Below are 354 nucleotides of genomic sequence, written 5' to 3'. Positions count from 1 at the left end.
CACATGTTAGGCTTCAAAGCCTTTGATTCAGCGTCTGCTACAATCGCTGGCATCGAAGTTGCTCATATGATCGGTAAGAAGCAATTCGCTAATGAAAATCGGTCGCCATTCGAGGTGTTTGCGGAGCTCGCTGCATAACTGTGTCCGGAGATAAGGCCGCTTATACCCCACTCAAAAATTTGCGACAAAACCCGCATCTGTCATGCGGATTTCAGGGACGTGATTTGGCGCCACATGTCAGTGGCGGCTTGTCGTAACTCACGATGATCGGCGGCATTGAATTGGTTTCGGGGGAAATAATTTAGGTTGTAGATCGGATCATGTATCGACGTGAAATTTTGCACATGTCGCGCC

The 354-nt window shown here is 48.6% G+C and carries 2 pseudogenes; one reads left to right on the top strand and one right to left on the bottom strand.

Features of this window, described 5'->3' with window-relative positions:
* A pseudogene (locus F9K94_RS24265) lies at positions 1-138 on the top strand (IS6 family transposase); the annotation flags it as partial.
* 62 nt (positions 139-200) lie between these two features.
* Here the strand turns inward: F9K94_RS24265 and F9K94_RS25050 are convergent.
* Positions 201-354: pseudogene (locus tag F9K94_RS25050) on the bottom strand (IS6 family transposase); the annotation flags it as partial.

It is taken from the genome of Brucella tritici (assembly GCF_008932285.1).
Classification (GTDB): Bacteria; Pseudomonadota; Alphaproteobacteria; order Rhizobiales; family Rhizobiaceae; genus Brucella; species Brucella tritici.
The sequence above is the reverse complement of the archived record's forward strand: the minus strand, read 5'-3'. Positions and strand labels throughout refer to the sequence as shown.